Genomic DNA, 24404 nt, shown 5'->3' on the forward strand with positions numbered 1-24404 from the left:
GGCCAGAAAAGGGAAAGACCTCCTTATGAAAAGACTGCAATGGGGCATGATCGGCGGCGGTGAAGGCAGCCAGATCGGACCGGCGCACCGGATGGGTGCGCAGGCGGATGGCAACTTTGTTCTGGCGGCTGGCGCGCTGGATCATGACGCGGAACGCGGCAAGGACTATGCCCAACGGCTGGGCGTCGCGGCAGATCGCGCCTATGGCAACTGGCAAGAGATGCTGGAAGGCGAGAAATCCCGCGAAGATCGGGTCGATCTGGTTACTGTGGCCACGCCGAACTCGACCCATTTCGAGATCACAAAAGCCTTCCTTGAGGCGGGGTTTAACGTGCTGTGCGAAAAGCCGATGACCATGAGTGTGGAAGAAGCCGAAGAGGTCGTGAAAATCGTCGAAAAGACCGGGCAGATCTGCGCGGTCAACTACTGCTATTCGGCCTATCCGATGGTGCGCGAGATGCGCAACATGGTCGCAAAGGGCGAGATCGGCCAAGTACGCCTGATCGTGACCAATTTCAGCCACGGACACCACGGCGACGCAGCGGATGCCGATAATCCGCGCGTCCGTTGGCGTTATGATCCGGAGATGGCCGGGGTCTCGGGCCAGTTTGCCGATTGCGGCATCCACGCAATGCATATGGCCAGCTTTATCGCAGGCGACGAGGTGCGTTCATTATCGGCAGATTTTGCCTCGACCATTGGCAGTCGAGAGCTGGAAGACGACGCGATGGTCAATTTCCGTATGGAAAACGGCACGGTCGGGCGGCTTTGGACCTCATCGGTGGCGGTTGGCCGTCAGCATGGGTTCGAGATTCAGGTCTTTGGCGAAACCGGTGGTATGAAATGGTTTGCCGAACAGCCCAACCAGATCATGTATACGCCTTTAGGCGGTCGCACCCAGATCATCGAGAAGGGTGAGGGGGGTCTGTCCGACGAAGCTGCACGCCTCAGCCGGGTTGCCATCGCCCACCCCGAAGGGTTTCCGATGGCAGTGGCCAATATCTATGTGGATCTGGCCGCAGCGATCCGAGGCGAAGCTCATGGTGCGTTCCCGTCTGCCACGGATGGGCTGCGCTCGATTGCGGCGGTGCATCAGGCTGTCGCTTCGGCCAAGGCAGACGGCGCGTGGCTGGATGCGCGTCCACCAATGTTTCGCTGAACCAGGCTAGGGCAGGGGGCGCAATGTGCCCCTTTCCACAATCGTACAAGCAAAAAGCCGCGCCTCAGGCAGCCGGTTTTCGTCTTTCAAACAGGCCTCGATCAGCTCGATAGACGAATTGATTATCTGCCCGATCGGGTTGCCGATGGTGGTAAGGTTGATGTTCTGCCAGCCGGCCATTTCCATGTCGTTCAGGCCAATGATCCCGATGTCCTCTGGTACGCTCAGTCCGGCCGTTTGAATGGCGGACAAAGCCCCGATGGACAGCACGTCGTCCCCGCAGAAATAGGCTTCGGCGGGTTCGCTTTGCAGCAGGTTCAGCATTTCCGCACGGCCTGCATCGAAAGAGTAATTGCTGGCAAAGCTGACCGACCACTGCATCGATGGATGCGCATCTAAAACCTCGGCAAAACCTTTCAATCGGTCTTGTGTCGAGGTGGCGCTTTCGGGGCCACCCAGAAACGCCACGCGGGTATATCCCCGAGCAATCAGGGTACCGGCGGCCAGCCGACCAGCCTCGATATTGTCGATCCCCAAAACGTTGACCTTGGGGCTGGGCGAGTGGCGGCCAAAGGAATGCACAACCGGGATGCCAACATCCTTGAACGCCTCGGCAAAGGTTGCAGGCAATGTTGATGAGGCCACGATGACCCCATCCACGGAATAGGCCTGCAGCATGCGCAAGGACGCAGTGGGCTCGGTCTCATCCGTCAGGTTTACCAGCAAGGGGCGCAATCCGCGCTGCTGTAGTCCTTTGGTGAATTGGTCGAATACCCGCAGGAAAATGGGGTTGTGAAAGTTGTTTGACACCAACCCGATCAGCTTTGTGCGCCCGGTTGTCAGAGATGAGGCCAAAGCGTTGGGGCTGTAACCCAAAGCAGCAGCGGCCTTTTCCACCTTTGCGCGGGTCTTTGGGCTGACAGAGGCGCCTTCGGTATAGGTGCGCGAGACTGCAGATCGGGACACGCCCGCACGTTCTGCAACCTCTTTCAATGTCACCGGCACCAAGAACGCTCCTTTGCCTATTCCTTATCTTCGGCTTCAGCTGCGGCCCGGACCGCATCCCAATCCGCGATATACAGCTTCCAACCGGCGATGCCACCGAGCCCCAGGAAGATCAAGCCCCAAGCAAGCGCGCCGGTTGAAAACTCGAATATCGCCCAAAGAACAGGCACAACCACGACCAGAACGCGCCGCCATACGGGTAGAAAGAAAGGTATGTCGAAATCGAGTAACCTTGCTTGCTTCTTAGGCGGCACCTTCGTACTCGGCTCCTGTTTTGGCACCTGTAATATAGGCCACGATGTCCTGACCGTCGGTCTCTTCTTTTTTGAGGTTTGCAACGATGCGCCCGCGACGGAAAACGATGATCCGGTCGACCAAATCCATCACCTGACGCATGTTGTGGCTGATCAGGATCAAAGGCTCGCCCTGTTCCTTCAGCGTGCGGATGATGTTTTCGACCTGAGCTGTTTCCTGCACGCCCAGGGCCGCAGTAGGCTCATCCATGATCGTCAGCTTCGAATGGAACGAGGCCGTGCGCGCGATGGCAACACATTGGCGCTGACCCCCTGACATGTTCTGGATCGTGTTGCGAATATTGGGGATCTTAACGCCGGTCTTTTCCAAAGCGGCCAGCGTATCGTTGCGCATAGCCTTGTAATCCAGGAACCGGAACGGACCCAACCAATCGAATTTGGTCTTTTCGCGCCCCAGAAACAGGTTGTCGGGCACGTCCAGCGCATCGGCGAGGGCCAGGGTTTGGAACACGGTTTCGATCCCGGCTTCGCGGGCATCAAGAGGACCCGAGAAATGAACCTCTTGACCATCAAAGATCACTGTGCCGCTGGTGCGTTGTTCCACGCCGGTGATCTGACGCACGAAGGTCGATTTTCCGGCCCCGTTATCACCCATGATTGCCACGTGTTCGCCCTTGTGCAGAACAAAATTGGCATCGTTCAAGGCATGCACACCACCGTAGTGTTTTGTGAGGCCCTTGGTTTCAAGAATGATTTCACTCATGTCTGCCTCCTTAACTGCGCGCTGCCGCACGTTCTTGTCGCATCTTATCCAGCACCACAGCGGCGATAATGATCCCACCCATGGCCATCAGCTGATAGAAGGCATCAAGTTTCACATAGGTGAACCCGGACTGGATCACGCCAAAGACCATCGCACCCAACACTGTTCCTGGGATCGATCCTCTCCCGCCGGTCAGACTGACGCCGCCGATAACAGCCATGGCAATGGCGTACAGTTCATAGAAAATACCCATACCCGATTGCGCCGTCAGGTTCTTCGAGCTCAGCACGATGGCCGCAAAAGCCGCCAGCATCGAGGCGATCATGTAAACGCGCACCTTGTGCCGTTTGACGTTGATCCCTGACATCCGCGCAGCATCCTCGTTCGAGCCAATCGCATAGGTGTGTTTGCCGTGCAGAGTATATCGCATGACGATATGCATCAGGATGGCAAGCCCAACGAACCAGAAGACCGGCATCATGCCCTTGCCCAAGGCAGCAAAGCTTTCGGTCGGGAACGAAACCGGCTGACCGCGTGTCCAGGCCTGGGCGATGCCACGGCAGATCAGAAACATGCCCAGCGTAGCGATGAAAGGTGGAATGCGGGTATAGGCAATCAGCGCCCCATTGATTGAGCCTATGATGGCCCCGAAAGTCAGCCCGACCAACACCGGTATGATCACCGGCAGGTCAAAGGCCCATGGTCCAAATACCGCTTTGGGGTTGGGGTTGCCGTTGACCAGCTCGGTCTGGGCAAAGGACATTACGATCATTGCTGTCGCGCCCACCAAGGGCCCCGAGGACAGATCGATTCCGCCCGAGATAATCACCTGCGTCACCCCAAGCGCGATGATCCCGATGATCGAAACCTGTAGGATGATGATGCGCAACCGCGCCTCATTGAAAATGGTGTCAAAGCGATCCTGCGTATCAAACAGGAAGCTTTGTCCATTCATATAGGGCAGGACCTGACCCAGAATCTCGAAGATAACCACAATTATGATCATCGCGAGGAAGATGTTCAGCTCTCCCGGCAGTGATCGTTTCTTTTTGTCGTAGGTTAACCCGCCAATTCCGTGCGACGTATCGGCCATCGGTCAGTCCCTCCCTCTATACTACTCGTGTCTCGCCCGGATCGGGAGAGGGTGCAGCACCGCAGCGCTGCCCTCAGTTCTTGCGTACTGTGATTACTGGAATTCAGCGGCGTTTTCGGGTGTCACCAGAATGAAGGGGATGAACACGGTCTTGTCGACATCTTCCCCAGCTGCCAGTTTCAGCGCCGTATCGATCGAACCCGCGCCCTGACCGGCCAGATCCTGGAACACAGTGACGTCAAGGTCACCAGCTGCCATCGCCACCAGAGCATCCGGGGTGGCGTCTACGCCGCCAACCTGCACGTCTGCCATGTCGATGCCACCGGCCTTCATCGCCTGAATCGCGCCAATCGCCATCTCGTCATTGTTGGCGATTACAAAGTCAAACGGCTCGCCCGAAGACATCCAGTTGGTCATAAGGTCTTGAGCTTCATCACGCGACCAGTTTGCGGTCTGCTCGTCGATCAACTCCATAAAGTTGCACATATCCATGCCGATCACGTCATGCACGTCTTTCGAGCGCTGCACCGCAGCCTGGTTCGAAAGCTGACCGTTCATCAGATAACCGCGCGCACCGCCCGATTTGCCTGCTGCGCGCAAGTTGCGGCAGATCTGGAACGCTTCCAGTGTACCCGATTCGATCTCGTTCGAGGCCACAAAGGCCTGGCCATCAGGCAATGTGTCCATGTTGACCGGCTGGCGGTTGACATAAACCAGAGGGACACCCGCAGCAGCGGCCGCATTCGACATCGCTTCGGTTGCATTGGTATCCACAGCATTCACGATGATTGCGTCAACGCCGGATGCGATGAAGTTGTTGATCTGGTCCAACTGGCGGGCAACGTCGTCTTGCGCATCTTCCATCTGAAGGTTCACACCATCCAGTGTTTCGATATGCGCGGTCATGCCGTTGCGCATGATGGTCAGGCCGTTGTCGTCAAAACGCGCGATGGATGCGCCGATATTCTGCGCCATCGCAGAGCCGCCCATCATAAGCGCGGACAGGCCAGCGGCCAAAAAGATCTTTTTCATGGTTCTCTCCCGGTTTTCGTGCAAGCGCACGTCTTTGTCACGTCTGGCCAAGACCACACCGGACATTCGACTCTACCAGTATCGAACACCCGGCACTGCCCGATCCAAGATCATTCTTAGAATCTGGGCCATCCTTCGCCGAGCATCAGTGTTGTCTATTTTGCAACCGGTTGCAATATTTATTTGTGGCGACATTGCATATCTTTTGCCTTGGCCGTTTTAGGGGACCATGAAAAGGAACGCCTTGGTTGTAGGGTCTAAAAGCTTGCGAATGGCTCTTATTCGCTAGCGCTTCACTTTTCGAAGGGCCGTAAGCCTTGTTCTAGATTGGCCAAACAAACTTTTGGCGCAAAACACCGCAAACGTTGGGAAAAAACCTCAAGGACGAATACTGCATGATGCCTGAATGGCCGTTATTTGATCCCTGCGCCAAGCCGTTTGGCCAGGATTGCAATCAGGACCACGGAAAGAACAAGAAACACCGCACCGACGATCCAAGCCGTAGGAGTAGAGTAGAGCTCGGCAATCGCTCCCGCCAAAATCAGGCCCAAAGCTGCACCAAGCTGTTGTATCAGCGACCGTAAGGACAACATCGTGGATCTTTGGTGATCTTCCACACATTTATGCAAAACACTACTGGCAGGCGTTTCAGAAACACCAAGGGCAACAGAATATACAATGAAGACCAAAGCAAACCCGACGATATTTGCCTGCAGAGCCAATGCGATCTGAACAACCGCCATGTAAGCAAAAGCTGCAGCAAGAGTCATTGCGTGTTGTCGTTTGAAAAACCGACTGATGTGCGGCGACAACCACGCGCCAAAGGCGATTGAAAAGAAGTAGGTTGCAGTCAGGACACCAATGATTGTGTTTGCATAGCCTTCCTGCAGCATGGGCTTTGCATGGATCGGCCAGATCACCTCGACGGGGTTGGTCGCCATCAGGAAGAACGCCAGTGCAGCCAGAAGTAGCGACAATGCCGGATGCTTCAGGGCAAGAAGACCTGCGTCTTTGATCACCAATGGAACAGTGGTGAACCCTTGTTTCAGGGCTTGGGGATTCAACTGGCGCGGTTTTTCCTCGATGAAATACAGAGTATAAACGAACACCCCAAGCATCACCGCCAAACTTGCTGCGTAAGACGCATCGTAGATACTGACGCCCAGCCCAACCGCCACTGGACCCAAAAGATCGGGCAACACGCCCCCTAACACTGCGCCAATCGCCAGACCCATCGCATTGGCCCAATGTGCTTTTGCGAGGGCGGGCTGAACATCAACATTTGGCGCAGCGGCTTTGAAGGTTTCAACGAACCATGCGTCGAGCGTGCCCGACCTTAGCGCCCGCCCAAACCCGATAAACGCAAATGACAGCGCGAGAACATAGAAATCGCTTGTCGAAAGAAAGAGTGCGAGCGAGATCACGCTCGCGACGACCGCTGCCAGAAAAACCGGCTTGCGTCCGATATTGTCCGCCAATCCGCCAAATGGCAGTTCCATCGCCATGGTCGTGAGTGAATAGACCCCAAAAAGCAGCGAAATCTGGAAGATATCCATGCCGCGATCGGTCAAGGCCAGTGCAACAACCGCTACCGTCAAGCCCATCGCGAAACGATCGAGAAATTGGTGAACCTGAAACACCCGGATATGCCGTCTCGCTGGACCGCTCAGCGCTGCGATGGAAAACTCAAGTTCGGTTGCCATGGTCGCACCTTCGGCTTTGCTGGCAACTTGTGCAAGACCTCAGAAAGTGTTTGCCAGAAGGCGAAATTCCCGCGTGTCTCGTTAATGTCGCGACCGAACGTCTTCAGATCATGATCCGCAATCGCTGCAACCTCAAGGTTCTGCGGTGCACTTCTTCGAGCTTGACGATTTATTCGACGCTAATCATTTGCGGGGGGCGATGCGGGGCCGCAGAACAAATCAGCGCCCAGATCTCAGCCGTTAGATGTGGCAATGCGACGACCATGTTCCAAAGCTTCGGACGCTTGATGGGTTTGTACTGTATGGGCCGATATATTCTTGTCTGGATATCAATCACAGGCCCGAGCTCATCCTCATACCTTTTGAAGAACCCATCACGGGTCCAGAAAACGCGCTTCATTTCAAGACGTTAGATTGGATTGGTGCCCGATCTCACGACAACCGTAGAACCCGCTGATTTAGCAGGTTTGACATATGCTGCGTGTTTTGAAACATTTCTGCCATTCGCAGAGGAGATTCTAACAATGGACCAGCAAACTCTCTGATACAGCCGCGCACTGACCCGGAATGTCAGAATGCGCAATGTAACGCTCCTGCGGAGGACTCTGACAATGGACATACGACGCTAACCCCTCGTGGGTGTTTTCGGTCGTGCATACGCACGATTTCAGCTTCTTTTTGTCATGAGGTGCAACATGCCATTCAATCCACCAAAAACCACCTTCGGGCGGACCCTTCCTGCTGGGGAGGAGCCCCCAAAATCCGCCAAAAGATTCAAAGCCAAATCTAAACCACCGCGCGACCTGCGAATAAAGCCCCAACCGCGCGCGGCCAAACGAATGGATATCCCTGGCAAGGCAAGGGGGCGTTAAAAACAGCAGCGGGGCGTGTCATGCGCCCCGCATTTGCGACAGGGACGGTCAACTGACAAGCACATGTGCGCGAGAAAGCGGCGGCGACATGTTTGTTTTGCGGGTACAAATGAAGTCGCGCGTAATGAGGATTATGGTAAATGCTCAAAAATCCTTCATCTGTATGTCGAAGGCGACTGTAATCTGGTCGTACTGACCCGCAAATTACCAATCTTCTCTTTCAAAATAGCTGTCGGAACAGCCGCAAGGAACCGTGTCACCACCCCCATCTCTTGCCTGTCGACCAGAAAATCCGGTTTCAATCGAATGGCCAGTTGGGGTGCAACTTTGGGTGAAAGCAAGGGAACCACGACACGTGTGTTCGGGTCAGTCAGCAAGTCGGTCTGGATGTCCAAAAGCATCCCTTCACCCGAAAGAATGGTTGATGTACGTAACTGAGAAGTTATAGCGCACGCCCCTTACCCGAATTCAATACCTAGCAAACATGCGCATGACCTATGAAGGTCACCACCCAAAACAGTGCGCTGTCAGGCGTCGCGCTCCATGATCCACTCGACCTCGGGGGCCGGAACAAAGCGCCATTTGCGCAGGGGCCCGGCCATGACATTCAGGTAATACATCTCAAACCCGTAAGGCGCGCCGCAGGGGTGGTGCCCGCGCGGAACCAGCACAACATCTCCGTCCGAAACCGCCATGGTCTCATCCAGCTGCCGATCATCGGTATAGACGCGCTGAATGCCAAACCCATCTGCCGGGTTCAAACGATGGTAATAGGTTTCCTCAAGATAGGTGATCCGGGGGAAATCATCCTCATCATGGCGATGGCTGGGATAGGATGACCAATGGCCCGCAGGAGTGAACACCTCGGTCACCAGCAGGCTGTCACAAAAGTCGGCATCCTCCATCGCGATATTGTTGATATAGCGCGTGTTGTTGCCCTTACCGCGTTCGGTCAGGGTGATGCCCTCGGGGCCGATCCGGCGCGGCCCATGCCCGCCCTTGCCCGGAGCGGCACAGACGGCGATGACGCAATCGGTCACCGCCTCGGCGCGCCAATCGCAACCGTTGGGCAGATAGAGACAATGGGGCGCGGTCTTTTCGAACACATCCATACGATCGCCCAGCTCACCCCAGTCCTGCCCGGCCCCGGTCAGCCGCGCCTTGCCTTCAACCATGACCAGGATCACTTCGGTTTCGCCCGTCACTTCGGTGGCATTGTCTCCGGCCTTTAGGTGATAGAGACCAAACCCGACATAGCGCCACCCGGCAGAGCTGGGTGTGATATCATGCACCTTGCCGCGTTTTCCAAACGGTTTTCTTAACAGATCTGCCATATCGCCACCAAGCTCTTGCGCCTCAGCTGCCGCCTTTCAGCCCTTGCGCCGCCTTGCCCGCAGCGCGCATCGATCCGGCAAAAACCGTGACATCGATATTGGTGGCCATAACCGTGGCGCCTGCGGCAATGCAAGACGCCTGCATCCCGGGGTCCAGTGTCAAAATGCCCGCAGCCTTACCGGCGGCCACGGCTTTGCGCATCACATCCAGAATGGCGGCATTGACCTCAGGTGCGTCCGGTCGACCCGGAAAGCCCATATCCGCAGCCAGATCCGCCGGGCCCACAAAAACGCCATCCACACCGTCCACATTCAAGATCTCGTCCAGAGCCTCCAGCCCCTTGCGGTTTTCGACCTGCACCAACAGGCAAATCTCGTCCCGCGCGGTCGAAAGGTAATCGGGTATGCCGCCAAATTGCGAGGCACGTCCAAGCGAGGCCCCGACCCCGCGAATGCCTTCGGGCGGGTAGGTCACCGCCCGCACCAACTCGCGCGCCTGCTCGGCGCTTTCGACCATCGGGATCAGCAGGGTCTGCACCCCGATATCCAGCATCTGCTTGATGATCCAGGCCTCTCCGATCGGCGGACGCACAACCGGATGACAGGCATGGGCCGCCAGTACCTGCAACTGCGCCACGGTTGATCGCAGGTCATTCGGCGAATGTTCGTTATCGACCACAACCCAGTCAAACCCCGCCGACGCGCTGATTTCCGCGATATAGGGATCGGCCAGGCCCAACCAGCAGCCAACCTGCAATTCGCCCCGCATCAGCGCGGCTTTGAACGGATTATGTGGGGCGGGCATTTGTACCTCATTCAAACGTGATACCGACTTGGCCAAACGGGCCGAAATCGGCGTGGATCTCTGTGCCCGGCGGGCATTCGACAGGGCGGATAAAGCTGCCCGACAGGATAACCTGCCCCGGTGCGATGCTCTGCCCGTATTGAGCCATACGTTGCGCCAGCCAAACGACACTTTCAACCGGATCGTTCAAAACCCCTGCCCCCAGTCCGGTCTCTTCGATCTGCCCATTGCGGAAGGTCATCGCCCCGACCCAGCGCAAATCATGGGCATCCACCGCGTGGCGCTGTGGGCCCAGCACGATCCCGGCATTGGCCGCATTGTCGCTGATCGTGTCAAAGGCCGAGCGCGTCTGGCCGGTTTCCGGGTCACGGCGCAGGATACGCGTGTCGAGGATCTCTAGCGCAGGCGCGACATAATCGGTTGCGGCCAGCACCTGATCGCGGGTCACATCCACACCGCTCAGCGGCGCTTTCATGACAAAGGCGATCTCAGCCTCGATCCTTGGCTGAATGAACCGGCCTTTGGGCACCTGCGCCCCGGTGTCAAATAGCATATCGTCAAACAAGATCCCGCTGTCGGGGATGTCGATATTCAACGCATATTGCATCGCTTTCGAGGTCAAACCGATCTTCCACCCGATCACGCTGCGCCCCTGCGCCAGCTTGGCACGATAGAGCGCGTTCTGAATCGCATAGGCGTCATCCATGCCCATCTCGGGATAGCGCAGGCTCAGCAATCCGATCTGCTGCCCGCTCCGTTCGGCCTGCAACAGATCTTCGGCTGCACGGGCGTGGTTTTCGGGCGTCATGGTGCCTCATCCTCGACCGTATTGCGCAACGTGCCGATCCCCTCGACCGACACCTCGACCACATCGCCGGGGGTCAGAAAGCGGGGCGGATCAAACCGCGCGCCCGCGCCGGTGGGCGTGCCGGTGACGATGATATCGCCCGGCTGCAAGGCCATGAAGGTCGAGATATATTCGATCTGCCGCCGGATCGGAAAGATCATGCGGTTCAGACTGTCGTCCTGTCGCAGCTCTCCATTCACGCGGGTCTGGATCCGCGCCTCATCCAGCTGCGCCGCATCGGTGAACGGCACCAGCCAGGGCCCCATCGCGCCAGAACGATCCCAGTTCTTGCCCTGGGTGACGTTGAACTTGGCATGGCGCACCCAGTCGCGGATCGTGCCTTCGTTGCACAGGGTCAGTGCCGCGATATGGTCATAGGCTTGCGCCTGAGGAATACGTCGCCCCCCCTTGCCGATCACGATGGCCACTTCGCCCTCATAATCCAGCTTATGGCTTTCCGGGGGACGGATCAGCGGCCTGTCATGGCCGGTAAACCCGCTGGCAAAACGCGGGAACAAGGACATGTTGTCCGGCTGCGCGGTGCCATCCTTGTATTCAGCGTTCCTGTCCGGGAAATTGACACCGACACACAGAATGCGCGAGGCATTGGGCAAGACCATCTCATAGGTGAAGTCAGTATGCGAGACCAGCCGCTCCTCAGCCGCCTTGGTAAGTGCAGGCAACCCCCCTGCCCTGACCGCATCCAGCAGCGTCGGCCAATGCGGAAACACCGGATCCAGCGCGATCATCCCCTGATCGGTGACGGCCCCGTAATGGGTCTGATCGCCCACGGAATAGGTGGCGAATTTCATGTCAACGACCTCCAGACGTCTGCGATCACCTTGGGCGCCATCATCACCTGTTCGTGCGTCGTGTCGAACTGCCCGACCGAGAACCGGATCACCTTGCGCCCCTCGAACATGCCTTGGGTCAGATAGATCCGCCCGTCGTCATTCAGCGCATCCACCAGCTTTTGTTGCATCGCATCGTCACCGGGGCAGCGGAAGGAAAACAGGCTCAGGATCGGTTCGGTGACAATCTCGAACCCGTCCAGGGCCCGGATCGCCTCACAGGCCTCGCCGGCCCAGGTAACATGGTTGCGAATACGGGCGCGCAACCCTTCCAGCCCGTAAGCGCGGATCAGGAACCAGATCTTCAGTGCCCGAAACCGGCGACCCAGCGGAATGGTCCATTCCGAATAATTGGTCACCTCGGACCCGCTTGTCTTCAGATATTCCGGCTCGATCTTGAGCATGTTCAGCTGCGGCTGCGGATCGCGCAGAAACTGGACCGAGCAATCAAACTGCGCGCCCAGCCATTTATGCGGGTTAAAGACAATACTGTCATAGCCTTCGACCCCATCCCAGAAATCCTGGCGAAACTCGGGGCAGATCATCGCGGATCCCGCCCAGGCAGCATCCAGATGGGTATAAAGGTTTTCGCGCTGCGCAACAGCCAGCACGTCACCCAAACGGTCACTGGCCCCAACTCCGGTGCCGCCGGTGGCCGCGATGATCCCGGCAGGGAAATGACCTGCGTCGCGATCCCTGGTGATCGCTGCCTGCAACGCACCAACATCCATCCCGTGACGCGGCCCATGTGTTGGGATCTTGATCAGGTTCTCCTGCCCGATCCCGGCCACCCAACAGGCTCGATCAATCGATGAATGCACCTGATCCGAGCAATAGATGCGCAACGCGCCTTTACCGTTCAGCCCGTCGCGATTGCCGGTAAAGCCGGTGGCCCGCTCGCGCATGGTCAGAACCGCAGACAAAGTGGCCGAGGACGCGCTGTCCTGGATCACACCGGTATACCCCTCGGGCAGGTCCAGCGCTTGCCGCAACCAGTCGATCATCACCTGCTCCATCTCGGTCGCAGCCGGAGAGGTCTGCCACAACATGCATTGCGCTGCGATCGTGGTCACCAGCATCTCGGCCAGCATTGATGGTGGGGCTGCATTGGCCGGGAAATAGGCAAAGAACCTGGGGTGCTGCCAATGGGTGATGCCCGGCATGACGATCCGCTCGAAATCACCCATGATCTGCTCCATTTCTTCGGCGACCTCGGGCGGGTGGCCCGGCAATTGCGCTGCAATCTCACCCGGCGCGGTCTGCGCCCGCACGGGACGGTCGGGCAGAGATTTGTGATACTCCGCCGCCCAATCCGCGATCTTCTTGCCCCAGTCGCTGAAATCCTCCCAGTCCATAGACCCCCCTTATGGTGCGATGATCGGTGTAGCGTTGAGATCAGGCTCTCGCACATCCGTGCCCACAAATCTTGTGCCATGTTCGAACCAACTGCGCGGCGCAGGCGCCCCCCACAAGGTCTGACGCTGCGGGTCCTTCAGATCCCATTTCAACGGTTCATGATCGGGATCGACCGTCTGGTAATCCGAGCTGTAGATTTCAATCCGATGCCCGTCCGGGTCAAGGATATAGAGGAAAAACGCGTTCGAAATGCCATGCCGCCCCGGCCCGCGCTCGATATTGCTGACATAGCCAGTGGTCGACATCACATCGAGCAAGTCGATGATGTGCAACGGGTTGGCCACCCAAAAGGCCACATGGTGCATCCGAGGGCCCGTCCCGTTGGTGAAGGCCATATCATGCACCCCACCTTTGCGATGCAGCCACGCGGCCCAAAGCCGCTTACTCTCCTCGTCTTCCGTATATTCCGTCACCCGGAACCCCATCTCACTGTAAAAGGCCACGCTGTCATCCACGTTGGGGCTGAAACAGTTGAAATGATCGATCCGCAACGGGCGCACCCCGTGATAGCGGGCATAATCCTGATGGATCGGCGTCAGGCGGTCCATCTTGTGGTAAAACTCCAGCGGAATGCCAAACAGGTCCGAGGTCAGAAGCGTCCGCCCCTGATGCGGGCGCTCGATCCACTCTGTTGGACGTCCTTTTGCCTGAAACCACGCCTCGGCTCTGTCCAGATCCTGTTCATCAAAGACCTTGAACCCCATCACCTCGACCGTGCCGGGCTGATCGGATTTCTGCAGGATCACGCTGTGATGCCCACGCTCTTCCAACGCGCGCAGATAGATATGGCTGTCGCTTTCTTCAGACACCTGCAACCCAAACAGATCGACGTAAAAAGCGCGCGATGCGGCCAGATCGCTGACATTCAGGCACACATGGCTCAGACGGATGGTGTTGAAATCCGGGTATAGAATCGGAGCGGGTACGGGCATGTCAAACTCCTGAGCTGACGATCGGCATGAGGTCTAAACCCCCAGCCGGGTGATCTTATGTTGACCGGTGGCAAAGCCGATATGTTTCTGTTCCATGTAAAACTCGAACGACCAATCCCCGCCATCGCGCCCGATGCCGCTGGATTTGACGCCGCCAAACGGGGTTGGCAAATGGCGCACATTCTCCGAGTTCACCCAGATCATCCCGGCCTCAAGCCGGTCGGTAAAGCGCAGCGCGCGGGTCAGGTCATTGGTCCAGACATAGCCGGTCAGGCCGTAAGGCGTGTCATTGGCCAGTTGCAACGCTTCGTCCTCGGTCGAAAACGGGATCGCGGTCAGCACCGGGCCAAAGATCTCTTCCCGGGCAATGCGCATGTCATTGGTCGCGTTGGTGAACAAGGTGGGTCGCACGAAAAACCCTTCATCGCCAACGGTCTCGCCCCCGGCGGCAATGGTCGCGCCATCCTGTTTCGCGATATCGAAATAAGCGGTGACCTTGTTGTAATGCTCTTCAGAGATCAAAGGCCCAATTTCCGTCTTGGGGTCCAACGGATGGCCGACGCGGATGGTGTTGACCCTCTCGATCAGTTTGGCCTCAAACTCCGCCCGGATCGAGTCTTGTACGAGCAGCCGGGATGAAGAGGTGCAGCGCTCGCCATTGATCGAATAGATCATGAAGATCACCGCATCCAGCGCCCGGTCCAGATCAGCATCGTCAAACACAATGACCGGGTTCTTGCCCCCCAACTCCAGATGATTGCGCTTGAGCGTGTCCGCTCCCTGTTTGGTGATCAGGCTGCCTGTGCGGCTTTCGCCGACAAAGGCGATGGCGCGGATTTTGGGATGTTCGCACAGCGCTTTGCCTGCCTCTTCACCGAACCCGTTCACCGTGTTCAGCACGCCCTTGGGCAGCCCGGCCTCTTCGGCGATTTCGACCAGGAGGCGCGCGGTCAATGGGCTGGCCTCGGCCGGTTTGTGTACCACAGTGCAACCCGCCGCCAACGCAGGTGCAATTTTCCAGGTGGACAGCATAAAGGGCGTGTTCCAAGGCGTGATCACCCCAACCGGTCCGATGGGGACGCGGGTGGTGATGTTCATCAAGGTTGGTGATTTCAGATGCTGCCCATCGCGGGCCTGCACAACCTGATCGGCGAAATACCGGAAATTCTCGGCCCCGCGCAGCGCCGCCTTGGACATGAACTTGAACGCCTGCCCGGTGTCCCAGCATTCGCACAAGGCAATCTCTTCCGCGCGGGCCTCAATCGCCTCAGCCACGCGGATCAGGATGGCGCGGCGTTCTTTAGCGGGCATGTCGCGCCACCCTGCAAACGCGTCCGCTGCTGCCAGCGCCGCGGCGTCAATATCCTCAGGCCCTCCTCGCGCTACCTTACAGATCAGGCTTTTGTCCACCGGCGAAATCGTGTCGAACACACCGCCCGATCCGGGCCGATCTTCGCCCGCAATGCGGTTCTGAATCCCGCCCTCACGAAACCGCGCCAGCAAAACCTCAAGCTTTTTGATATTCTCGTCGCGTGTGGTCATGTGCTTACTCCAGATGATCCCGGATCGTGCCGCATTTCGGCGAATACCGGGCATCAATGTCGCGCAGTTCGGCAGACAAAGCGACCGGGTGTTTGGCCATCACAGGACCCAGAAAATCCCGCGCTGCCTCAAAAATCTGGGTCACCACGTCTTGTTTCACAGGATCCGGGCGCCCTTCGCGGATACGCACACTGATATCGACAAACCCATGCTTTGGATCCCCATCCGCAATGGCATAGTGATCCACCCGCACCGCCCGTACCCGAAGACCAGGCATCGGCAACGCCTCGATCTGCACAGCCCGCTGCCGGATCGCCTCGCACAGGGCCGACATGTCAACGACCCCCTCGAGGTTCCCTGAATATTCGACATGAATATGCGGCATAGTGCTTCGCTTTTATTTTACATGTTAACTAATGACAGTCATACCCAAGCTTGCAGAGTCGAGTCAATCGATTTATTTAACATGTGATGTAATCACGGTGCCTCATGACCAAACCCGCCCCCTCTCAGCAGCGCGCTTCCCTGCCCCCGACCCGCAAATCCCTACCCGTGTCGCTGATCCTGGCGCGCGAGGCGGTCATGGCTCCTATCCGTAAAATGCTGCTCAAGGCTGGCATCACCGAGCAGCAATGGCGGGTTCTGCGGGTGCTCAGCGAAAGTGGGCCGATGGATGCGGGCAATCTTGCCAAACGCGCTGGCCTGATGTCGCCCAGCCTAACGCGGATCGTGCAATCGATGCAAAACAGTGGCTACGTCCAGCGCGAAACCGACGCCGATGACCGGCGACGCCACCATATCGCGATCACCTCGCAGGGTCAGGCAATCATCGACACGCATCTCAGCGAAGCGATTGAGATCGCAGAGCACTATCGCACGCTCTTGGGTGACAAAGATCACGACAAGCTGCTGACCCTGCTGCAAAAACTGGCCGACAAGCTACAGGATCAGGACAGGCCCTAGATCCGGTTGTCACCAATCGTGTCGATCAGCGGTTGCAGATGCGTCTCATAGCGCCGCCACTTCTCTTTTGAGCTGCGATACAAAGGCTGGCGCACCTGTTGCACGCTGGCTGTGCGCACGCGACGTTTGCCGGAATGAAAGCTCAGACAATCGTCGGCCCAGTCGAGCCCGCAATACTCCAACATCCCGCGCGTGACGGTTTCAATGTCATCCACCAGCTCTTCGTAGCGGATAGAATAGAACGCGTCACTTGGCAGAACATCCTGCCAATGGGACATGATCCGCGCGTAGTTGTTGTAGTACCGCCCCAGCTCGACCAGGTCATAACTGTGCTGCTGGCTGCGCTCAAACAAACGGGTGTAACAGGACAGGCAGATATCCAGCGGATCGCGGCTGATATGAATGATCTTCGCATTTGGTATCAGCGCATGGATCAGCCCGATCATCTGGAAATTGGCAGGCATCTTGTCGACAACACGGGGCGCGTCGCCACCCACAGCGGTCAAAACATCCACAAAATCCTCGGCCCGGCGCGTCAATTGATCCGCAGACATGGTGCGGATTGCAGCGGCCACATTTGCCTGACCCGCGCCAACCGAGCCAAACAGCGCCTGTAGATCGTTCAACTCACCCGCGCCAAACACGTCGGGATGCGAATCCAGAATAGACTCGGTCAGAGTGGTGCCCGACCGTGGCATTCCCACCACAAAGATCGGTTTGGCGCTGGCAATGGCGTTCTGCCGCAACTGCGCAATCCGTTCGGCGTCGAAGGTTAAGATCAGATCGTCAAACATCCGATCCGTCGCATCCGCATCATAAGACACCAGGCGCCGCTTGATCCGGGCGCCCTGCTGGAACTGCGCAAAGGCCTCGTCATAGTGCCCCAGCTTGTCATAGCAGTCGCCCAAGGCGTAGTGGAATGCAGCCGCCTTGGGGCGCACCATCTTGTCAACATCGGGCAGTGCCGCCTGAAGCGCCTGAAAAGACGGGCTATCTTCGATGATTTTGCCCAACCGCACCAAGGCGATATGCGCGCTCAGCGCATCGTCAGGGGATTGAACCACCGTTTCGAAGTAGTCACGCGCTGTGTCGAAATCTCCCTGCTCGACGGCCAGATGACCCAGCGCCAAACGGCTTGCCATCAGCTTGGGCTTTTGCGCAATCGTCTTGTTGTAAAGCGCCGTGGCGGCCTCGACATCGCCCAGATGCGCTTTAACCAGCCCCGCCTGATGACAGGCCGCAGCGTTGTCGGGCTCAAGCCGCAGGGCTTGCTCTGCTTCGATCAGCGCCAGCTTGGGGTGGTTCTTCTCAAACAGGACCTGAGACAAGCCGACATAGGTTTCCGGCTTACGATCATCCAAAACCAGCGCGCGTCGAAACGCCTGTTCGGCACGATCCAGATCATTCTCCATCACGCAAATCCGGCCCAGATTGCGCTGAAATTCGGCATCCTTGGCAAAGCGCGCACCCTGCCCTTCTGCAAAGCTTCGCGCCTCTGTAATCCGCTCGGCCTCGATCAGAACCGAAATCAGGTTGTTGGAGGTCTCGGCCGAGCCCGGATTGACCCGCAGCGCCGCGCGGTACTGCGTGATTGCCGTGTTGCGATCCCCTTGATCCCGCGCAATACTGCCCAGATTGTTCAGCGCCCGGTCGAAATCGGGCGACAAGGCAACCGCGCGCTCTTGCGCGGTTTTGGCCTGATCAAGAAGCTCCAGATCGTAGTAGACGAGCCCCAAATTGGACTGCGCCGCCGCGTTCCCCGGCTCCAGTTGTACAGCGCGCTCACCAACCGCCCGAGCCTGGTCCAACCGACCGGCCTGGCGCAGCACTTCAGTGAAATTGGCCAGGAAATGCGCATTATCTGGCTGTATTTTCACAGCTGTTTCCAATTGCGAAACAGCTTGATCAACCTGCCCGGCTTGAAATGCCACGAGCCCCAAAAGATGGTGTGCCTGCGCATGTTTCGGCGCAAGTTTGACAATCTCGGAAAACAACGCCGCCGCCTGCTGCAAACGGCCAGCCTGATAGTGCGAGACCCCAAGCTCAAACGCCTGTTGAATCGAAAGCTGTTTTTGTTGCGTCATCGCCCTGCCTCTGGATCGCCGACGTTATTCAAGGATCTAGGCCAGCCCCGCTCTGGTAGCCCAAACACCAAAGCGCGTCCATCCTCTGCCACTCCGATAGGTGCGATCTAACCCCAGCATATGTGTGTTCTTTATGCCATACTACAAAATCTTCGAAAGTTTTACGCAAAGGCCATATTTGCGCCCACCTTGAGCACTACGCTAACGGATCAGTAAACGTATAAGTGAATTTCGGGGTTAATCTTGATATGAAGGGTTGTGCAGCGACAAACACGCCGTCGCGTGTATCGCGTGGTGGGCGAGTGGTGAAGTGGAAGGGGCAGATCGCAAGCGTCGCACCTTCAGTGTTCCTGGCAAGCGTATCGGTTGCGGCATTGTCGGCTGGTATCGCAGCGGCCCAGGTAATCTCGGCACCGCAGACCACACAGGAAGTGGTTGTTGTCGACAACGACATCACGATCACGCCGACCGGAGCAATCAACCTGACCACAACAAGCGGTCCGTCGCTTTTTGTCGTTCCCGATTATGGCAGCACCCTCACAAACAATGGCACGATTTCCGGCCCATCGGCCGGGGGTAATGTTGGGGTGGGTGCGTTCTTTGACGGACAAATCCTGACCAGCGGCCAGATCATTAACAATGGCACCATTGACATCAACGCAATGGGCTCCGGCGTTTCTGCGGGCGGTTTGGTGTTCGACGACGGTGTCGAAGGCGCGGTAACCAATACCGGCACGATCACGGCTATTGCCGACAGCGCCGGTGGTGGCGCAAACGCCGCAGGCCTTTTCTTTGATGACGGCGCCGAATCCACCGCCATGATCCGAAATGACGGCATCATCACCGCCCAGGCCGACAGCGACGGCTCCAGCTTCGCAGGTGCGTTCGGGTTTTCGTTCTTTGATGACGTCGATACATCCGTTGTCAACACCGGCACCATCACCACGCTTGCACGCGATGCCAGCTCGGTCACGGCCATGGGCCTATTTTTTGCCACGGATGTGAATGGCAACCTCAGCAATAGCGGATCCATCACGGCAACCGCCAACCAAGGCACCAGCGCCCAAGCCATCGGTGTACGCGTCAATAATGATATTAACGGCAACCTGACCAACAGCGGCACCATCAGCGCAACCGGCAACGGTTTCAGCAGCGCAACAGGCTGGGGTTATCACATCATCGGTGATCTGAACGGCAACCTGACCAACAGCGGAACGCTCCAGGGCATCGCCAACTCCACCGGCGCCTCAGCCGACGGTGCAGGCGTCTATATTCAGGGCGACACGACCGGCAACATCACCAACACCGGCACCGTGATCGGCAACGCCCAAGGTAGCACATCCGCAACGGCGGCAGGCCTCTACCTGTCGGGTGACCTGAATGGTAGCTTCAACAACTCGGGCACCATCTCCACGTCGGCAAACGCGACCGACGGGGACGCTGAGGCAAACGGCCTTTTTGTGTCTGACGCGACGACCGGCAACGTTACAAACAGCGGCTCGATCTCTGTGAGCGCCGAGGGGGACGCTTCGGCGACCGGATACGGGATCGATCTGTCGGGTGGCCTGACCGGAAACTTCAACAACTCGGGCACAATCTCTGTTTTCGCGGATTCGGTGGCAGAAGAAGCCGAGGCATACGGCCTTTCCGTCTCAGGTGGTACGACAGGCAGCGTGAAAAACTCGGGTGATATCACCGCAATCGCACGCGGTGAGACCGAAGCGACTGCTGCCGGTCTTTACCTCCTTGGCGGCGTCGGTGGAAATATTTCGAACTCGGGCTCAATAACTGTCGAATCTGTCGATATGACAAGTTCAGCCGAAGCCTTTGGCATCTACAGCAGCGGTGGCGGCACGACCGCAGGCAACGTGACCAACTCTGGCACGATCAGTGTCACGGCGCGCAGCCCCTCTTCCGCAAGCGTCGAAGCGCAGGGCATTGCGATCAAGAACATCCTGAGTGGATCCCTGTCGAATACCGGCTCGATCACGGCGATCGGTACCTCAGCCGGCAATAGGGCCGTGGTGCAGGGCATCTACCTCGATGAAGACACAAGCGCGGCGATCCGCAACAGCGGCTCGATTGTTGCGCGCGCCAATGCCAGCACAAATGGCTCGGCACAAGGCATCCAGCTTGAAAGCGCCTATGGCGGTACACTGAGAAACTCGGGCTCGATCACGGCCTCGGCCGTATCCGCCGGAAATGGGCCGTCAGATAAAGTCAGCGCCGCGGGAATCTGGGTCGAGGATATGCAGGGCAGTTTTGCCAATACCGGTGTTATCTCGGCCAGCGCTTCGGGTGCCGAAACTTCGCAAGCCTTTGGTTTGTATTTCGAAAACTTCGACGGGGTGATCACCCGGGTGGGCCAGATCTCGGCCAGTTCGGACACCGGAGATGGCTATGCCATCTTCTTGGGCACAGGTACCGGCACGCTGAACATTGTCACCACCGATCAGGTCAATGGGCTGATCCGGGTGCAGGATCACAATGTAAATCTGGATGCAGTCAGCGGTGGCGCGGTGTTCCGCTTTGAAGACGCAGCCCCGGGCAGCGGCGCCTTTGTGACCACTGTCTCGGACGACCGGTTCGCCTGGTTCATCGAAGATGAAGATGGCACTGATCCGATCTATGCCAGCGTCGATGCGGTCGACCTGCTGGCCCAGGCCAACCTGACCGCCTATTACGGTGAGTTGATCGGCCGGTCGGCAGATACGCTCAGCTTTCAGCCCGAGGCACAAGTGACGCGCAATGCCCAAGGCGGGATTTCGCGCTTTGCCATCGGCGGGTTTCGGCCCTTTGCCCTGATCGAAGGGGAATCGCGCGAGTTCGAGAATGTTCCAGGCAGCGACACAGATGTTACTGTCTTCAACGGCAGCGCCGGGTATTCCGGCCATCTGGAAAACGGTTTGGCCCTTTCGGCCGGAATCGGCGTTTTCCGCTCTGACGGGGATACCAGCAATATCGATTTCGACACGGACGGCTTTTACGTCAACGCCGCTGTCGGGCGCCAGTTCGGCGCCTATCAGGTCGAGGCGGGCCTTGGATACGCGTGGCTGTCCACCGACCGCACGCGTCAGATCAACGGCAGCAGCGAAGCCCAAGCCGACTTCGACAGCACCTTGTGGACCGTCCATCTGGGCGCTCAGCGTGCCTTTGACGTCAGTGACAATTTTGGTCTGCTAGGCTTTGGAGAGGTGCGCTATAGCAACCAGGACGATGACAGCTATACCGAAACCGGTTCACTGGCCAACGTCACGGTTGGCGACAGCACGACCGAGGTTGTCGAAGCACGGTTGGGTATCGAGATCGACAAGATTCTCAACAGCGGTGGCACAATCTATGGCCAGCTGAGCGGAGTGGTGCGCGAAAACCTTGATGACACCAGCGCAGCGGTGACACTCTACTCGACGACCCAGACCCTGTCTTTTGCCGCAAATGACTTTAGCGGTGGCAGCATCGAAATCGGCTATGAGCACGAGTTCTTCGACAATATGCGGTTCGAGGCCAATGCCGAACAAGAGTTTGGATCTGATGCACAAGGACCGAACTTTCTTGCCGGGCTACGCTGGTCTTTCTGACCCTTTCAAGCCTTGAGACTTTTGATCCGGGCCAGAGCAATCCCTGTTCTGGTCCGATCAGAAACCACAGCTAAGACCACCAGCCCAACTGACGATCCGGCGCTTCGCACTCGGCCTGCCGCTGGTTCTATACCGGTTTACGGATGCTCAGTTTTTATACGCGCGGTCCAAGACAGGTCACGCCGCACGGCTCTAATTGCAAAGACCCCATTTCAAGTTTCCGGCCCTTGGCAATCGAAGTAATATCTCGCGTTTTGCTTCCATAGTTAAACACATAGCTCAGTTGCCCGTTATCGCGGATTCGCAGATCGTCGGGCAGATCTGTCCATTTGATCTTTGCCAGATCAAGCGCTCGACGCACTTGTTTGTCTTGCATTTTTTCGTCCCCGCGCCCGGCGACATAAACCACTTTGCCTTTCTGCAAAACAGCCGGCCCACCTGTTTCCAGCCGTTCGATCACGTCAACACTTTCTCCTGGTACAATGTCCTCGCGCCAACCGTCAAAGGCCTCACTGTTGGCGATCTTGAATGGTGCAAAGGGCCTCCGAGTTTCGACGCGCCGCAATGCGATGTCGATGAGTGATTGAAGCGGACCCGGTGGTAGGGTTTCAGGAATAGCGAGGTTACGCGTCTTTGCCCCCGTCCAAGGACCTGCAAGAATGACGGCCTCACTGCGGTCGAGCGCTTCTGCGAAGGCATCAGTACAGTGCACGAGCATGGGCATCACAATCAGTTTGCGGTTGGAAATGGCGTCTGCCGACGGCGGTATGATGTCAACGCTGATCCCAGCTCGTCGCAGGGCGCAATAGCTACGGAAGACGCTATCGAAATGTGACGCGTCTTCAGCGACGGGCATGATTTCGGTCATCCATTGACTGTCGTAGTCAAAGACAAGAGCGACATCAGATCTCGTGTTCACAGGCACAGGGGTGTGAGTGGCCAGATCCGCTGTTATCTCTTTGCAAAGCTCGTACCCATGATTTGGCGTTCCGTCAGGTAACAGTAGGCCTTCGTGCATCTGTTCCTGTGCGAAATGTGGTTGACGCCACCGAAAGAAGCTTACGACCTCTGCTCCAGCCGCAAAGGCCTCCCATACCCAGAGTCGCCCCGCGCCGGGTTTGGGTTCCGGATTGAATGCGCCCCAATTAAGCGGCCCCGGTGGCTGTTGTTCCATTACCCACCAGCGCCCGTTTTCCGTGCCCTGCCGCATCTGGCCACAAGTTCGGTATAGATCATGATGAAACGCGTCAAAATCCGGGTGACCAACACCCATGTACCGCTCCATAAAAACCGGATCCCCTATCTCGCGATCGAGGAAACCCAAAGGATACGCATCCCAAGTTGCGATATCGAGATCGGCGCTTACGGCGTAGTGGTCAAATTCGAAAAACTTGCCCATAAAGTTGTGGCTGATTGCCCGACCGGGTGAGTGGAGACGGATGATTTCTGTCTGCAACCGATTGAAGGCCACCACTTCATCAGAAGCAAATCGGCGGAAATCAATCAAATGGGACGGGTTAACCTGCGTCACAGCCCCCACTGGCAGCTCGATCTCATCAAATGATCTGTATTCCATCGACCAGAATACATTGCCCCAACTTCGATTTAGCGCTTCGATACTTTGATATTGTTGGGCAAGCCAGTCTCGGAAACCCAATAGTGCAGCCCGCGAATAGGAAAGCGTTGTCCGGTGGCATCCATATTCGTTGTCGGTCTGCCAGGCCGCGAGGGCTGGGTGTTCACCATAGCGTTTTGCCAAAGCAGTTGTGATCCGAGCGCATTCGGCCCTGTAACCCTTATGACTAAAACAATAGTGTCGCCGGGATCCAAAGCCCCTCACCCGACCATCAGCCCCAACGGGCAGCATGTCTGGCATTGCATCGACAAGCCATTTGGGCGGTGTTGCGGTTGGGGTGCCCAAAACGACCTTCAAACCCGCTTCGGCCAAGATCTCAAAAGCGTGGTCAAGCCAAGCCCAGTCAGAGCGACCGGGTTCCGGTTCCAGCCGCGACCATGCGAACTCACCGATCCGGACAAATTCTATCCCAGCCTCGACCATCATGCGCGCATCTTGTGGCCAGCGATCCTGCGGCCAGTGTTCAGGATAGTAGCAAACGCCAAGCGTCTGATGTGAAAGCGGCTTAAGAGGCATGAATTGGACCTATGGGTGG

At 57.5% G+C, this 24404-nt stretch carries 20 protein-coding genes; 3 read left to right on the top strand and 17 right to left on the bottom strand.

What is annotated here, in order from left to right:
- Window positions 1-25: 25 nt before the first annotated feature.
- Window positions 26-1159: a Gfo/Idh/MocA family protein gene (locus GOX45_RS16155; RefSeq protein ID WP_171102195.1), complete on the top strand. Its 1134-nt coding sequence runs from the start codon at window positions 26-28 to the stop codon at window positions 1157-1159.
- A 6-nt stretch (window positions 1160-1165) separates the two neighbouring features.
- Here GOX45_RS16155 and GOX45_RS16160 read toward each other — a convergent pair whose 3' ends face one another.
- From GOX45_RS16160 to GOX45_RS16230, 15 genes are all read right to left on the bottom strand, one after another.
- Window positions 1166-2164 carry a LacI family DNA-binding transcriptional regulator gene (locus GOX45_RS16160; protein WP_171102196.1) on the bottom strand — a complete coding sequence of 333 codons (999 nt, stop codon included), beginning with the start codon at window positions 2162-2164 and terminating at the stop codon, window positions 1166-1168.
- 17 nt (window positions 2165-2181) lie between these two features.
- Window positions 2182-2418, bottom strand: a complete 237-nt coding sequence (locus GOX45_RS16165) for a hypothetical protein (protein ID WP_171102197.1) — start codon at window positions 2416-2418, stop codon at window positions 2182-2184.
- Entirely contained in the window at window positions 2408-3181 is a 774-nt protein-coding gene (locus GOX45_RS16170) for an ATP-binding cassette domain-containing protein (RefSeq protein WP_171102198.1), read from the bottom strand. The genes GOX45_RS16165 and GOX45_RS16170 overlap by 11 nt, the downstream gene beginning before the upstream one ends.
- 10 nt (window positions 3182-3191) lie before the next feature.
- The gene (locus GOX45_RS16175; RefSeq protein WP_171102199.1) at window positions 3192-4274 is read right to left on the bottom strand and encodes an ABC transporter permease; all 1083 of its coding nucleotides are present in this window, start codon (window positions 4272-4274) and stop codon (window positions 3192-3194) included.
- Window positions 4275-4367: 93 nt separating this feature from the next.
- Entirely contained in the window at window positions 4368-5306 is a 939-nt protein-coding gene (locus GOX45_RS16180; protein ID WP_171102200.1) for a sugar ABC transporter substrate-binding protein, read from the bottom strand.
- 413 nt (window positions 5307-5719) lie between these two features.
- Window positions 5720-7009: an MFS transporter gene (locus GOX45_RS16185; RefSeq protein WP_171102201.1), complete on the bottom strand. Its 1290-nt coding sequence runs from the start codon at window positions 7007-7009 to the stop codon at window positions 5720-5722.
- A 1027-nt stretch (window positions 7010-8036) separates the two neighbouring features.
- Window positions 8037-8282, bottom strand: coding sequence for a CcdB family protein (locus tag GOX45_RS16190; RefSeq protein ID WP_254446046.1), 246 nt, complete (start codon window positions 8280-8282; stop codon window positions 8037-8039).
- 126 nt (window positions 8283-8408) lie between these two features.
- Window positions 8409-9215 carry a 5-deoxy-glucuronate isomerase gene (iolB, locus tag GOX45_RS16195; RefSeq protein ID WP_171102202.1) on the bottom strand — a complete coding sequence of 269 codons (807 nt, stop codon included), beginning with the start codon at window positions 9213-9215 and terminating at the stop codon, window positions 8409-8411.
- Between the two features lie 22 nt (window positions 9216-9237).
- Window positions 9238-10020 (bottom strand): aldolase/citrate lyase family protein, encoded by a 783-nt coding sequence (locus GOX45_RS16200; RefSeq protein ID WP_171102203.1) that lies wholly within the window; start codon window positions 10018-10020, stop codon window positions 9238-9240.
- Between the two features lie 7 nt (window positions 10021-10027).
- Window positions 10028-10828 (bottom strand): 2-oxo-hept-4-ene-1,7-dioate hydratase, encoded by an 801-nt coding sequence (gene hpaH, locus GOX45_RS16205; protein ID WP_171102204.1) that lies wholly within the window; start codon window positions 10826-10828, stop codon window positions 10028-10030.
- A complete protein-coding gene (locus GOX45_RS16210; RefSeq protein WP_171102205.1) occupies window positions 10825-11679 on the bottom strand; it encodes a fumarylacetoacetate hydrolase family protein in 855 nt (284 codons plus the stop codon). The genes hpaH and GOX45_RS16210 overlap by 4 nt, the downstream gene beginning before the upstream one ends.
- Window positions 11676-13073 carry a pyridoxal-dependent decarboxylase gene (locus tag GOX45_RS16215; protein WP_171102206.1) on the bottom strand — a complete coding sequence of 466 codons (1398 nt, stop codon included), beginning with the start codon at window positions 13071-13073 and terminating at the stop codon, window positions 11676-11678. The genes GOX45_RS16210 and GOX45_RS16215 overlap by 4 nt, the downstream gene beginning before the upstream one ends.
- Window positions 13074-13082: 9 nt before the next feature.
- On the bottom strand, window positions 13083-14066 hold the full coding sequence (gene hpaD / locus GOX45_RS16220) for a 3,4-dihydroxyphenylacetate 2,3-dioxygenase (RefSeq protein ID WP_171102207.1): 984 nt from the start codon (window positions 14064-14066) through the stop codon (window positions 13083-13085).
- Window positions 14067-14099: 33 nt separating this feature from the next.
- Window positions 14100-15608, bottom strand: a complete 1509-nt coding sequence (hpaE, locus tag GOX45_RS16225) for a 5-carboxymethyl-2-hydroxymuconate semialdehyde dehydrogenase (protein WP_171102208.1) — start codon at window positions 15606-15608, stop codon at window positions 14100-14102.
- Window positions 15609-15612: 4 nt separating this feature from the next.
- Window positions 15613-15993, bottom strand: coding sequence for a 5-carboxymethyl-2-hydroxymuconate isomerase (locus GOX45_RS16230; protein WP_171102209.1), 381 nt, complete (start codon window positions 15991-15993; stop codon window positions 15613-15615).
- 104 nt (window positions 15994-16097) lie between these two features.
- On the opposite strand from GOX45_RS16230, the gene GOX45_RS16235 reads away from it, so the two are divergent.
- Window positions 16098-16571 carry a MarR family transcriptional regulator gene (locus GOX45_RS16235; protein WP_171102210.1) on the top strand — a complete coding sequence of 158 codons (474 nt, stop codon included), beginning with the start codon at window positions 16098-16100 and terminating at the stop codon, window positions 16569-16571.
- Here the strand turns inward: GOX45_RS16235 and GOX45_RS16240 are convergent.
- Window positions 16568-18655, bottom strand: coding sequence for a tetratricopeptide repeat-containing sulfotransferase family protein (locus GOX45_RS16240; RefSeq protein ID WP_171102211.1), 2088 nt, complete (start codon window positions 18653-18655; stop codon window positions 16568-16570). The two genes, GOX45_RS16235 and GOX45_RS16240, sit on opposite strands and share 4 nt — an antisense overlap.
- A 302-nt stretch (window positions 18656-18957) precedes the next feature.
- Between GOX45_RS16240 and GOX45_RS22340 the strand changes: the two genes are divergently transcribed.
- The gene (locus GOX45_RS22340) at window positions 18958-22233 is read left to right on the top strand and encodes an autotransporter outer membrane beta-barrel domain-containing protein (RefSeq protein WP_217350503.1); all 3276 of its coding nucleotides are present in this window, start codon (window positions 18958-18960) and stop codon (window positions 22231-22233) included.
- Between the two features lie 154 nt (window positions 22234-22387).
- Here the strand turns inward: GOX45_RS22340 and GOX45_RS16250 are convergent, their stop codons facing one another.
- Window positions 22388-24385, bottom strand: a complete 1998-nt coding sequence (locus tag GOX45_RS16250; RefSeq protein WP_171102213.1) for a beta-galactosidase — start codon at window positions 24383-24385, stop codon at window positions 22388-22390.
- Window positions 24386-24404 lie beyond the last annotated feature (19 nt).

The organism is Ruegeria sp. HKCCD7255, from assembly GCF_013031565.1.
Taxonomy (GTDB): Bacteria; Pseudomonadota; Alphaproteobacteria; order Rhodobacterales; family Rhodobacteraceae; genus Ruegeria.

Excerpts from the sequence above, each read along its gene's own strand:
- GOX45_RS16155 (WP_171102195.1), top strand. The coding sequence starts at position 26 with ATGAAAAGACTGCAATGGGGCATGATCGGCGGCGGTGAAGGCAGCCAG.
- GOX45_RS16170 (WP_171102198.1), bottom strand. The coding sequence starts at position 3,181 with ATGAGTGAAATCATTCTTGAAACCAAGGGCCTCACAAAACACTACGGT.
- GOX45_RS16175 (WP_171102199.1), bottom strand. The coding sequence starts at position 4,274 with ATGGCCGATACGTCGCACGGAATTGGCGGGTTAACCTACGACAAAAAG.
- GOX45_RS16180 (WP_171102200.1), bottom strand. The coding sequence starts at position 5,306 with ATGAAAAAGATCTTTTTGGCCGCTGGCCTGTCCGCGCTTATGATGGGC.
- GOX45_RS16185 (WP_171102201.1), bottom strand. The coding sequence starts at position 7,009 with ATGGCAACCGAACTTGAGTTTTCCATCGCAGCGCTGAGCGGTCCAGCG.
- GOX45_RS16190 (WP_254446046.1), bottom strand. The coding sequence starts at position 8,282 with ATGCTTTTGGACATCCAGACCGACTTGCTGACTGACCCGAACACACGT.
- iolB (WP_171102202.1), bottom strand. The coding sequence starts at position 9,215 with ATGGCAGATCTGTTAAGAAAACCGTTTGGAAAACGCGGCAAGGTGCAT.
- GOX45_RS16200 (WP_171102203.1), bottom strand. The coding sequence starts at position 10,020 with ATGCCCGCCCCACATAATCCGTTCAAAGCCGCGCTGATGCGGGGCGAA.
- hpaH (WP_171102204.1), bottom strand. The coding sequence starts at position 10,828 with ATGACGCCCGAAAACCACGCCCGTGCAGCCGAAGATCTGTTGCAGGCC.
- GOX45_RS16210 (WP_171102205.1), bottom strand. The coding sequence starts at position 11,679 with ATGAAATTCGCCACCTATTCCGTGGGCGATCAGACCCATTACGGGGCC.
- GOX45_RS16215 (WP_171102206.1), bottom strand. The coding sequence starts at position 13,073 with ATGGACTGGGAGGATTTCAGCGACTGGGGCAAGAAGATCGCGGATTGG.
- hpaD (WP_171102207.1), bottom strand. The coding sequence starts at position 14,066 with ATGCCCGTACCCGCTCCGATTCTATACCCGGATTTCAACACCATCCGT.
- hpaE (WP_171102208.1), bottom strand. The coding sequence starts at position 15,608 with ATGACCACACGCGACGAGAATATCAAAAAGCTTGAGGTTTTGCTGGCG.
- GOX45_RS16230 (WP_171102209.1), bottom strand. The coding sequence starts at position 15,993 with ATGCCGCATATTCATGTCGAATATTCAGGGAACCTCGAGGGGGTCGTT.
- GOX45_RS16235 (WP_171102210.1), top strand. The coding sequence starts at position 16,098 with ATGACCAAACCCGCCCCCTCTCAGCAGCGCGCTTCCCTGCCCCCGACC.
- GOX45_RS16240 (WP_171102211.1), bottom strand. The coding sequence starts at position 18,655 with ATGACGCAACAAAAACAGCTTTCGATTCAACAGGCGTTTGAGCTTGGG.
- GOX45_RS16250 (WP_171102213.1), bottom strand. The coding sequence starts at position 24,385 with ATGCCTCTTAAGCCGCTTTCACATCAGACGCTTGGCGTTTGCTACTAT.